Annotated in this window: 9 protein-coding genes; all 9 read right to left on the bottom strand. The window is 44.8% G+C overall.

What is annotated here, in order from left to right; all coding sequences use genetic code 11:
- Window positions 1-49 precede the first annotated feature (49 nt).
- The 9 genes from GKZ87_05100 to GKZ87_05060 all read right to left on the bottom strand — a co-directional run bounded on the left by GKZ87_05100 (window position 50) and on the right by GKZ87_05060 (window position 12,348).
- The gene (locus GKZ87_05100) at window positions 50-1,447 is read right to left on the bottom strand and encodes a hypothetical protein (protein ID QSI24920.1); all 1,398 of its coding nucleotides are present in this window, start codon (window positions 1,445-1,447) and stop codon (window positions 50-52) included.
- 227 nt (window positions 1,448-1,674) lie between these two features.
- A complete protein-coding gene (rlmD, locus tag GKZ87_05095; protein ID QSI24919.1) occupies window positions 1,675-3,003 on the bottom strand; it encodes a 23S rRNA (uracil(1939)-C(5))-methyltransferase RlmD in 1,329 nt (442 codons plus the stop codon).
- 36 nt (window positions 3,004-3,039) lie between these two features.
- The gene (locus GKZ87_05090) at window positions 3,040-3,636 is read right to left on the bottom strand and encodes a hypothetical protein (GenBank protein QSI24918.1); all 597 of its coding nucleotides are present in this window, start codon (window positions 3,634-3,636) and stop codon (window positions 3,040-3,042) included.
- A gap of 148 nt (window positions 3,637-3,784) precedes the next feature.
- The gene (gatB, locus tag GKZ87_05085) at window positions 3,785-5,209 is read right to left on the bottom strand and encodes an Asp-tRNA(Asn)/Glu-tRNA(Gln) amidotransferase subunit GatB (protein QSI24917.1); all 1,425 of its coding nucleotides are present in this window, start codon (window positions 5,207-5,209) and stop codon (window positions 3,785-3,787) included.
- Window positions 5,206-6,627, bottom strand: a complete 1,422-nt coding sequence (gene gatA / locus GKZ87_05080; GenBank protein ID QSI24916.1) for an Asp-tRNA(Asn)/Glu-tRNA(Gln) amidotransferase subunit GatA — start codon at window positions 6,625-6,627, stop codon at window positions 5,206-5,208. The genes gatB and gatA overlap by 4 nt, the downstream gene beginning before the upstream one ends.
- Window position 6,628: 1 nt before the next feature.
- Window positions 6,629-6,922: an Asp-tRNA(Asn)/Glu-tRNA(Gln) amidotransferase subunit GatC gene (gene gatC / locus GKZ87_05075; protein QSI24915.1), complete on the bottom strand. Its 294-nt coding sequence runs from the start codon at window positions 6,920-6,922 to the stop codon at window positions 6,629-6,631.
- Window positions 6,923-6,940: 18 nt separating this feature from the next.
- A complete protein-coding gene (locus tag GKZ87_05070; protein QSI24914.1) occupies window positions 6,941-8,065 on the bottom strand; it encodes a CamS family sex pheromone protein in 1,125 nt (374 codons plus the stop codon).
- Window positions 8,049-10,046, bottom strand: a complete 1,998-nt coding sequence (gene ligA, locus GKZ87_05065) for an NAD-dependent DNA ligase LigA (protein QSI24913.1) — start codon at window positions 10,044-10,046, stop codon at window positions 8,049-8,051. Before ligA ends, GKZ87_05070 begins: the two co-directional genes overlap by 17 nt.
- 10 nt (window positions 10,047-10,056) lie before the next feature.
- The gene (locus GKZ87_05060; protein ID QSI24912.1) at window positions 10,057-12,348 is read right to left on the bottom strand and encodes an AAA family ATPase; all 2,292 of its coding nucleotides are present in this window, start codon (window positions 12,346-12,348) and stop codon (window positions 10,057-10,059) included.
- Window positions 12,349-12,442 lie beyond the last annotated feature (94 nt).

The following is a 12,442-nucleotide window of genomic DNA, read 5'->3' as shown; positions in this document are numbered from 1 at the left end:
CTATAGATGCACGAAGCCTTCTCGGCCATGATGGCTGGGAGGGCTTTTTCTATTTATCTTCTTTTTCGAATAACCGCTTATACTTGTCCTTATAAAATAATGTTCGTCTTTCCACCACATTTTTTAATTCCGGATTAAGTAACTCTATAACATATCTTGCAATAAGTTCTAATAGAATGTTCACATTATTTATGTGCATATAATTTTTATCATAATCGTACTGCATATTTCGTTCACCACGTGTTCCTGAAGCCCCATGCACAGTAAAATTTCTACCTGTCAAATATATGATTTCACCTGTCGTCTTATGCGATAAATACGGAGCCGTGGACCATTCATTCAATATTCTTTTTGCTTCAGACTTTAATACTGTAAAGAAATTACAGAGCTTTGGTTTAGCATTTTCACTCCCGAAATCTATGAAATACAGTGGGTTAGGATTATAATTCATGGCTAAATTCAAATAGTATTCTATTGCGTCTTCTGGTTTATATTGTACTGGGTTAAATCGGGTTTTATAATGATTTGCCGCAGCATATTCAAACACTCTATATAAGAAAACACATCTTGGCAGCGGCTCAAATTGTTTTAGTGTGGCATGATATAAATCCAAAATACCTTCGTGTGGCATCTTATCAAAAGCTATGATTTTACGTCCCCGTTTATTTTTAAGTATTGGCAATTCTAAATATATAGGCTTTTCTACATCAGATTTCAAGTACTTCGGATGTCTGAGTCGAATACAGTCAAGCAAATCAAATTTCTGATATAGGTCATCCAATTTTTGATTAACTCGTGTATTATTTAGAAATTCAAAATTAGGGCATCCATTCAAATAAGCAAAAACATTTAGAATAGAACGCTTATCTATATCAGATGTTCCATCATTAACATAAAGCTTAAAATGATGCATCCCATCGGTTAGTAGATTTACTTTGTTGTAAATTATCACTTCGTTTTCATAGCGATAATTAAACTCACCACCTATATAAGAATCTGAATAGTTATAATATACTGATGGATAATACCGGAGTAAATAGATTTCCTCTTCAGTATCGCATATCACTCTCCTGATGCAGGCTGCTGCATAACGATATACGTTTTCAGCGTTCGAAATTGAATCATCATATCGTCGACTATCTCCCCAAAGGCTAATCATTTCTTCCCTTGTTGGCTCAGGAAATATAACTGTAGTTCTGTTTTCGACCTTTGCTAAAATCGCTTTTAATTTTTTTCTTTGCGCAAAATAAACTTGCTTGTATAGCGGAATGAACTTCATTCTATCTTCTGTAATTTTATATTTATCTCGTTCGATATTTATATCCACAATAAGGTTTTTATACGGCATAGGCTCGTACAACATTAAACTGGTCAGCCCATACTCCAAAAAGATTTCACTTTCTGAATACTCATCATCAATCGCTTTAATTCTATCTCGTATATTCAATATATAAAACACCTCCTGTGACATCCAATCCACTGCCTAAACTCTCTCTGACATCTAAATCACTGCTTCAATGCCCGACATCTAAATCAGCGCCTAAACTATACACAATTTTTAGGTAACGCCTCTTTGCCCTGTTTCCGCAGAGCGTTAGGTTTAGACCTTGGATTGAATGTTTTCATATTCCTGATAGCAAAAAAGACCTGAAATCAGGCCTTTTTCACACATAATTACCTGACCTTAGACATCAGAACTACCGTCTCCACATGATGCGTAAACGGAAACATCTCAACAGGCTGCACTATCTCGGTATGATATCCCTTCTCCTTTAGCAGCTTCAAATCTCTAGCCAGTGTACCCGGGTCACAGGACACATACACGATCCGCTTTGGCTGCATCATCACCATACTCTCTATCGCCTCTGCATCACAGCCCTTCCGCGGCGGATCCACAACGATCACATCCGGATGCATCCCCTGCTCACACAGCTTCTTCGCATAACTGGCTGCATCACTGCACACAAACTCTATATTCGCTATCCCATTCAAAGCCGCATTCTTCCTCGCATCCTGAATTGCCTGCGGTACGATTTCAATCCCTGTCACATGACGTGCTTGCTGCGCTAAAAACATGGAAATCGTCCCCACACCGCAATATAAATCCAGTACTGTCTCCTTACCGGTAAGCTGTGCAAACTCCAGCGCCTTTCCATACAGCACCTCCGTCTGCTTTGGATTCACCTGATAAAATGACTTTGAGGATATGGAAAATTTTAAATCATGAATACTGTCAACAATCACACGTTCCCCATACAGCAGCTTCTCCTTATCCCCCAGGATAACATTATCTGTACGCTGATTCAGATTCACTATTATACTTTTCACAAAAGGCAGCGCCTCACTCAGCTCTCGAACCATTTCTTTCTCATGCGGTATCTGAAAAGAACGCACGATCCAGACAACCATTACCTCATCACTGGAAAACGCATGCTTAATCAATAGATGGCGGAACACCCTTGCATTATTATATGTTTGAAGCAATCTGCGCATTTCCTGCAATACCTCATTGATTCGCTCACTCTGAATCAGACAAGTATCCGTATCTATAATGGAATTGGAATTGATGCGATAAAACCCTGTCACAGTTTTCCCCTTATCCATACCAACCGGAATCTGTCCCTTATTGCGGTAATGCGTATACTCCTGCATTCCCAAAACATCCTGTACTTCAACATCCAGGTGGGCAATCCGCTGAATCACATCCTGTACCTTCTGCTTTTTAAACCGCAGCTGTTCACTGTAGGACATATGCTGAAGCTGACAGCCTCCGCACTGCTTTGCGATTGGACAGGGCGGTGTAACACGCTGTGGAGAAGTAACACTTCGCTTCAGCAGTCTGCCATAGCCGAAGGTTTTCTTTGCCATCGTTACAACAAGATCACCTTCCTCCCCCTCCAGCATTCCTTTCACAAACAATGGGAAACCATTCACCTTTACAACACCGTGTCCATCATGAGTATACCCGCTGCAGACACCGTGTACCTGATCATTTTTCTTCATACTCTCACCTCATGGAAAAAAGGGCAGCCGCCCTTTTTATTTTGCTTTCTTTGCTGCTTCTTCCTGCTGCTTCAACAGCTTCTCTGCGACGGATTTATTTTTCGGAGAAGAAGGCGTTGATACATTAGGCTTCTTAGCTGCAGCCGTTTTTGTCTTAATCATATAAATCTGATCATCCGCAGAATGCTTATCATCCGGAATGAAATTATATACATGCACTTCCAGATCATACATCTTATCGGAATCATTATTTGTAAAATACTTCTTGATCGGCAGAATATCGTTCACCTTATCATAGGCTTCATTCATAATACTCTTTACCTTTGAACTACTTGCATTATCCTTTGTATCAATATTGATACGCAGAGTGGCACTGATCAGGTTGACCTCAACACTGTCCACACCATCAAACTTCATTGCTGACTTCACCTTATCCAGCTGCTCCTCGGTGATAGCCGGGTTCAGGGAATTGTCAAAACGGCTTCCTACGGTAGGACTTCCACTGCTCTCCTTGGCACTCAGATAGATCCATCCAAGCAACAGAAGCGGGATCAAAATAACGATACCGGCTATCCAGTACAGAATCTTACTCTTTCCGCTGCCACCTGATTTTGTTTTTTTCTTTTTACTCATGGGGTTCACTCCTGACTCTATAGACAATGAGCATTCTCCTTAGGAGTCATGCCTGCTTACACATTTGTGTTTTTAGTATAGCACATTTACCAGTATAACACAAAGCCGTGAGAATTACAGCGGAAATCTTCTTACGATTTCCTAAAATCTAGCGTTTTTTCAACTCCTCCTGAATCAGCTTATTCGTCATTGCCGGATTTGCCTGCCCCTTGCTGGCCTTCATCACCTGACCAACCAGGAAGCCGACAGCACGGTCTTTTCCGTTTTTGAAATCTTCAATGGACTGCGGATTGTTGTCCAGCACCGTTGTCACCATCGCAAGAAGCTCACTGCTGTCACTCATCTGCTTCATTCCCTTTTCTTCAACGACCTTCTTTGGATCCTTGCCCTTCATGATTTCTTCAAAAACAACCTTAGCCTGTTTGCCGCTGATTTCTCCGGCATCGACCATATTCACCATATCCGCAAGATGCTTAGGATCACATGGGTTGTCATTCAGCTTTATATTCGCTTTATTCAACGCAGCCGGTACCTCTACAATGACCCAGTTAGCGGCCTTTTTATAGTTTTTGGTATGCTGGCAAACGGCATCAAAGAAATTGCTCAGCTCACGATTCGCAACCAGAACATCCGCATCGTATTCCTTTAATACATAATCGCTCATATAGCGTGCCTTACGCTCATCCGGAAGCTCTTCCATATGCTCCTGGATATCCTTGATCCATGCCGCATCCAGACGGATTGGCGGAATGTTTGGTTCCGGGAAGAATTTGTAATCAACATTCCCCTCCTTCTTCCGCATCAGGATGGTTGTTTTCTGTGTTTCATCATAGCGGCGGGTTGCCTGAACAACCTGTTCTCCGTTTTCCAAGAGCTGCTTTTGACGCTCCACCTCTGCATCAATCGCCTTTTGTACATTGGAGATAGAGTTTAGATTTTTAACCTCTGTTTTGGTACCTAATACATCACTGCCCTCCGGGCGAATGGATACATTGACATCACAGCGCATGCTTCCTTCTTCCATTTTCACATCGCTGACACCGAGATAATATAAAATACTTCTCAGCTTTTCCACATAGGCTGCCGCCTCAGCACCGTTTCGGATATCCGGCTCACTGACGATTTCCACTAGCGGTGTTCCTGCACGATTATAGTCCACCAATGTCCCTGCATCACTATGAAACTGCTTTGCCGTATCCTCTTCCATATGAATACGGTTAATGCGGATATCCTTCATGCCTGTATCCGTTTTAATGGTAATTACACCGTGAGAGCCGATTGGATGGAACTGCTGTGTAATCTGAAAGCCTTTGGGAAGATCAGAATAGTAATAGTTTTTCCGATCAAATTTCACAAGGGGATCAATTTCACATTTTAATGCTGTCGCTGCCAGAATAGCGAGGCGTACAGCATCCTTATTTACACATGGCAATGTACCGGGATGTCCCAAATCCACCTCATTAACGCAGGTATTCGCCACCTCGCCAAAGGATGTGGGAGCACCGGAGAACATTTTGGTTTTCGTTTTCAGCTCGCAGTGAATTTCAATTCCTATGACTGTTTCGTATTTCATGCGTCTACCTCCACATCATTTCCTTTAAGTCCTGTTTCCTCTTCAATCGCCAGTGCGATGTTAAACAGTGTCTGCTCATCAAATGCCTTGGCAGTCATATTGATTCCGACCGGCATTCCTTCAGAAAAGCCTGTAGGAACCGTTATACTCGGATAACCGGAGAAGTTACCGAGAACCATATGATTTTCCGCAACATTGTTATCTGCACCGAGATGAGAATCCGTTGATTCACTTCCATGTGGCGCAATCGTTCCGGCCGCAGAAGCTATCACAACATCGTACCCCGCAAGAACACGGTTTAGCTCCTCCACAATCAGGCGGCGGACCTTTTGTGCCTTACGGAAAATCTTATCCTGGTTTTCCACAAACAAAGAATAGCTGCCAATCACAAAGCGCTTGCGGACATAGGAACAAAATCCCTTAGTCCGGGTGTTGATCATGACGTCCTCAACGCTTTCCCCATCCTCACGCATGCCGAAGCGAATACCGTCGAGATTGGAATGATTTGCCGTTGCTTCCGCATTGGCAATAATATAGTAGGTTGGCATGAGTGCCTTCATCAGCTTATCATCCATGCGGACATGCTCTACAACAGCACCGCGCGCTTCCAGCTTTTTCAATAACGCTGTTAGATTTTCACGAATCTGCGGATCCTGTACCGCTTCCTGTACATTATCCAAAACAGCAATCCGTTTTCCACGCAAATCGCTGTTCAGATTGGCCGCATATGCTTCAACCTCTTTGTGGGAGGAGGTCATATCACGATCATCCCGGCCGGCAAGAACCTCCAAAGCCGTCGCTGTGTCCTGCACAGATGTCGCAAAGTAGCCTACATGATCCAAACTGGATGCATAGGGAATAATACCATAACGGGAGATTCTGCCATAGGTCGGCTTCATACCGATGATTCCCTGATAGGCAGCCGGCTTGCGCACACTGTCTCCGGTATCGGTTCCGATGGCAAAGGGAACAATGCCCGCTGCCACAAGAGCCGCACTTCCACCGCTGCTTCCACCAGAAATCCTGCTTTCATCCCAGGCGTTATGCACCGGTCCTGTATAGGCATTGCGATTGGTACCGCCCATGCCCAGCTCATCCATACTGGCCTTGGCAATCACAACAGCCCCTGCCGCTTGCAGCTTATCCACGATATGTGCATTGTATACCGGTACATAGTTATCCAGAATACGGGAGGATGCCGTTGTACGGATTCCCTTTGTATTTACGTTGTCCTTTAAGACAATCGGCATACCGTACATCGGTGCATCTGCATCAACCGATGCTAGATGTTCCAGTTGTTCCTTTGGATCTACAAAGGTCACAACTGCATTCAGCCGTTTTTGAGATTCTTTTGCTTTTTCCAAAGCCTCCTGAATGCGGCTTTCCACATCCTGCTTTCTCGCTCTTTCGAAATCCATCCTACTTCACCACCTTTGGCACGTGCACATGCCCTGCTTTTACGCTCTTCACATTCGCAAGCGCTGCATCCTGTGAAATCACATTATCTACGCTATCCTCACGCAAAAACGTTGTTTCCGCTTCAAACGGATAGATCATTTCCTCGACACCCTCTGTATCAATGCCGTCCAGTAATTCGATTTGCTGTAACAAAACCTTAAACTCATCCTGCAATTCACTGACCTCATCATCCTTCAGATCGAACATGATATCATGTGCCAGCTTCTTGAAATATTCTGCACTAAATTCTTCCATGATTCTCCTCCTTCTACATCAATATAGCAGTGTCTGTGCAACGGTAGTGCTTGTACCCTTGTTTCTGGTAATCGTCGCTACATCCACATCATCTGCCTTAACAACCACCGTAATCTTGAAATTATTGCTGGAAAAGATGGATAGCCGCTCATCCAACAGCTGTACCGCCGCAATGACCTCATCCGCACTTTTCGCATGCAGCTTCACATTGATGCGCAGTGCCTCTAACTCGTTATCCATGAAATGACCCTTTCCGATCATATCGATGTCCTGTCCCAGAAAATCCTGGAAGCTTGCCTTATAACGGTCAAAATAGGTTGCATTTGTTCCATCCAGTTTGGTTGCTGTCGAGGTTGGGAATAATGCCCATTTCTCGTTGATCGTTTTAAATTCTGCATTTGTCTTGGATTCAAAATACGCTCCCTCAAAGAAGGTTCCCGGTAAGGTCGCATCCTCGCTGGAGGTGTTATACAGCGCTACATAAATCGGTGTATTGCTTCCGATTTCCGGCTTTGCCTTGCGCAGATAGTTCACCAGCTTTCTGGCGCTCTCCTCTCCATATAGCTTCATTTTATCGCTGTTGATCGTTGCCTCATCCGGTTCTGTACCTATTTTATCATTCAGTACCAGAGCTAGTGATAAGCCCTTCAGCTCCTTGTTCTGATACCAGTCATATTCAAATATATCCAGCAGCAGAATATCATTGGCAGTGATTTTTTTATCTCCGTCATCGGTTGGAAACACATCCCCGACAGCCGGATTCAGACCGTTTGCATTTTTCTTGCTCGTTCTTCCCAGCAGCCCGCTTTGATCCGCAGAAGCATCCAGCGTATTATAATCCAGATACTTACCGCCGCGAAATGCATAGGTCTTACTGGAAAAGTATTCCTTGGAAAGCTCCATCAGGCCGGTACCGATGGTCAGTGTATCACTCAGATTTGTCTGCATCTGTGCATGCTTCTGTCCGGCATCACTCGCTGAAAACGGCAGCAGCGCTGAGTAATCCCCCTCGTTGATAGCCTTTGTTTCCTCACTGCTTTTATCATTATCCGCCTTGTTTTTATCCTCTTTACTGCACCCGCCAAGCAGTCCCAGCATCGCACATAGAAAAGCGATTGACAGAGCTCTAGGTTTCATTTTCATTTCCGCTCACCTCTTTCATGAAGGTATCCTCATCCATGGTCATGACACCAAGGGAATTGGCTTTTGTCAGCTTGCTTCCGGCAGCTTCACCATAAATAACCAAATCCGTTTTTTTAGAAACAGAACCGCTGACATTGGCGCCGAGGGATTCCAGCAGTGCTTTGGCATCATTCCTCGTCATCTGTGTCAGTGTTCCGGTTAATACGACTGTTTTTCCACTGAATTGGCTCTCCTGAATCTGCTCAGCCTCTGTATCCATACGCAGACCATAGCCCTTCAGGTGGGAAATCAGCTCCATATTTTTTGGTTCATGGAAGAAGGCAGTAATACTTTCCGCCGTGATTTGTCCGATATCCTTAATTGCGACAAGCTCCTCCACAGACGCAGCCATCAATGCATCCATCGTAAGAAACTGCTTTGCCAAAACCTTTGCAGCCTTTTTACCAACCTGCCGGATTCCCAGTCCATAGACCAGATCCTCCAGCGGATTCTGTTTGCTGTCCTCGATTGCATCCAGCAGCTTCGCAACAGATTTCTCCTTGAAGCCCTCCAGATCAATCAGCTCCTGCTTATGCTCCTTTAAGCAGTAAATATCCTCAATCGTATTCAGAAAGCCCTGTTTATGGAAAAATTCTATTTTCTTATCTCCCAAGGTATCGATATCCATCGCATCCCGGCTCGCGAAATGGATCATGCTTTCCACGACACGGGCAGGACAGTCCTGATTGATACAGTAATGTGCCGCTTCCTCCGGAAACCGTACCAGCTCACTGCCACAAATTGGACAGTGGGTTGGGAAATGATATATCGCCTGGGTGTCATTTCGACGCTCGACAAGAGGACGAACGACCTCCGGTATGATATCTCCCGCCTTTCGCACAACAACATCATCCTGAATACGGATATCCTTTTCCTTAATCATATCTTCATTATGCAGCTGTGCCGCAGATACCGTTGTTCCGGCAACCCGTACCGGCTCCAGCACCGCATTCGGTGTGATTCGCCCAGTTCTTCCTACTGTTACGACGATATCCAGCAGCTTTGTGACAACCTCCTCCGCTGGAAATTTATATGCAATCGCCCAGCGGGGTACCTTGACGGTGGAGCCCAGACGATTTTGAGCATCCAGATCATCCACCTTGATTACCATACCGTCAATCGCATACGGTAACGTATTTCGCTGCTTGGTAATTTCCTCGATAAACGCCCAGACCTCAGCAATGCTGTCACATACCTTACGCAGTGGATTCACCCGCAGATGCATTTCACTCATTTTTTCCAGTGCTTCCTCGTGTGAGTGAATATCATACTCCTGTGCATTCACGAAGTAATACCAGAAGGCGTCCAGCTTTCGCTTCGCTGCAATCGAGCTGTCCAGCTGCCGAATACTGCCGGCCGCCGCATTGCGCGGGTTCGCAAACAGCTCCTCCCCGTTTTTCTCACGTTCCGCATTCAGCATATCAAAGCTCGCATTGGGCATATACACCTCACCGCGAACTTCCACCTCTCCCTGTAAAGGAATATTCATGGGAATGGATGCAATCGTTTTTACATTGTGGCTGACATCCTCGCCAACTACACCGTCTCCCCGTGTCAGCGCCTGTACAAAGCGGCCGTCACGATAGATCAGTGACATCGCAAGTCCGTCAATCTTCAGCTCCACAACATAACGCACCCTGGGAACCACTTCCCGCACACGCTCATCAAAGGCGTGCAGATCATCCAGATTGAATGCATTGCCTAATGACAACATGGTGCGCTTATGCTCCACCTTTGTAAAGGCGTCCAAAACGACACCGCCGACACGCTGTGTGATGGAATTGGGATCGCGGTATTGCGGATATTTCTCCTCCAATGCGACAAGCTCCTGATAATAGCGGTCATATTCCTGATCGCTCATACTCGGCTGATCCAATACGTAATACTCATATGCCAGTCGATCCAATATTTTACGTAACTCCAAAATCCTCTGCTGACTCATTAGAAACCTCCTATTTTTTCGATAAAGCCGGATGGTCGATCTTGATCTTTCGGATTCCGAATTTCTGTTCAAAGGCGATCGTTGCCAGCTGTTCCTCCAGCTTGATAACAACGCCGTCTCCGAAGCTCTCGTGATGAACAAGATCTCCTTTTCTTATTTTACCCCTTTTTTTAGGTTTCCTATCCTCATTTGTAACCGGAGCATCATCAAAGGAATCGCTGATGCGGATATCCGAGAGCTTTCGCTGTGCCTGCTGTGCATATCCACTGGTTTCCTGTGGCCGGTGCTGTACGATATCATTGCTGTGCATCGACAGAAAATCACTGCCGCTGTATGTATCAATATCACTGGAGAAGGTATTGCGCGGCTTTGCCCCGACATCCTCAATACACTCCTCAGGTAATTCCTTTATGAAACGGGAGGTCGTTTTGATTTTATCCAGGACATAGCTGTAGCCGTAGGAATCGGATAAGAACAGCTGCTTCCTCGCACGGGTAAAGGCAACATAGGCAAGACGCCGTTCCTCCTCCAGTGCCGGCTGTCCGCCCTCTCCCACAGAACGCTCATTTGGGAAAATTCCTTCACACAGACTGTAAACAAATACATTATCAAATTCCAGACCCTTTGCGGCATGTATTGTCATCAGCTGAACAAAATCTCCGTTTTCCTGCTCCTCTTTATCCGAATACAAGGAGATTTCCTGCAGGTATTCATTCAGGGTACCCTCGGGATGCTCCTCTACATAATCCGAAATATCCCCAATCAGCTCCTTGATATTTTCCAGGCGCTCAATTTCCTTATCCTCACGCAGCATATCCAGATAGCCGCTGTCCTCCAGCACCTTCTCCAGCAGCTGGTCGATGCTGATGGTATCCACCAATGCACGGCATTCCTCAATCATCGCCACAAACGCCTGTATATTCGCTTTAGCCTTGCCCTTTCCAATTTCATATTCACACAGGATATCATACATATTCGTATCATCATGCTGCGCCTGCAGCTCTATCGTTTCCAGCGTTTTGGCACCGATTCCCCGCTTTGGTGAATTGATGACACGCTTTACGGCAAGGTTTTTATACAGCGCCTTAGGATCCTGTTCATCAAAGGGAGCCAAAAGACGCAAATAGCTTAATGCATCCTTGATTTCCGCACGGTCGTAGAAACGTATACCGCCATAGATGCGGTATGGAATATGAAAATCCAGCAGCGCCTTTTCCAGTCCTCTTGACAGGAAGTTGGAGCGATACAAAATGGCAATATCCCGGTAGTTCACATGATCATGATGCAAGGTCATAATTTTGCTGGCAACCCAGACCGGTTCGTTCGCATCATCCATAGCAGAGAAGTGTATGATTTTATCATCACTTTCCACACGGGTAAACAGATCCTTGTCGATACGGTTTCGGTTATTTTTAATCAACGCATTGGCACCGTTCAGAATCTGCTGGGTGGAACGGTAGTTCTCATTGAGCACAACCGTATGGCTGTCTGGGAAATCCTTTTCAAAATTCATGATGATATCCACCTGGGCACCACGCCAGGTATAAATTGTCTGATCGGGATCACCAACTACACACAAATAACTGCCCTCTTTTACCAGCAGCTTAATAATGGCATACTGCAGATTATCGACGTCCTGAAACTCATCCACATGCAGATAATTGAATCGGCGCTGCCATTTGGCACGTATTTCCTCATTGTTCTTTAAAATACGGTAGGCAAAAATCAATAAATCATCGAAATCCAGCGCATACATTTCCTTTAAACGCTTTTCATAAAACTCATAAACGTCCGCCTTTATCTGCTCTCCTGCCCACTTTCCCGCACTTGCCTTAGCCATTGCGGCATCGATAAAATTCGTTTTATTGTTGCTTATGTACGAAAGCACACTGTTGTAGCTGTAGCTTTTTACATCAATATGCATCTGCTTGTACGCATCCCGCAGAATACTTTTCTGATCATCGGAATCCAGAATCGTAAAATTTCTCGGATATCCCAGCTCCAGAATATCCTCCCGCAGTAACCGTACACAAAAGGAGTGTATAGTGGAAATCGTAACTGCCTTGGCTACATCCCCAAGCAGCGCTTCCACACGCTCTTTCATTTCCCTAGCCGCCTTATTTGTAAAGGTGATGGCTAATACTTTATTCGGATATACGCCGCAGTTATTGATCAGATATGCAATTCTGGTCGTTACCACCCGGGTCTTTCCACTTCCTGCCCCCGCAATGATCCGCAGGTGATGATCCACACATTGTACTGCCTCTAACTGATGTTCATTTAATTGATCTAAAAACGACACAAAATCACCTCTTATTTACCTTCTCGGTTATTATACTATACTTTGTCTGTATTTTCTTCACGAAAACAACTTCAATTATAACCTAAATCGCCAT

This window comes from Erysipelotrichaceae bacterium 66202529 (assembly GCA_017161075.1).
Taxonomy (GTDB): domain Bacteria; phylum Bacillota_I; class Bacilli_A; order Erysipelotrichales; family Erysipelotrichaceae; genus Clostridium_AQ.
This window is presented reverse-complemented; position numbering and strand designations above follow the sequence as displayed.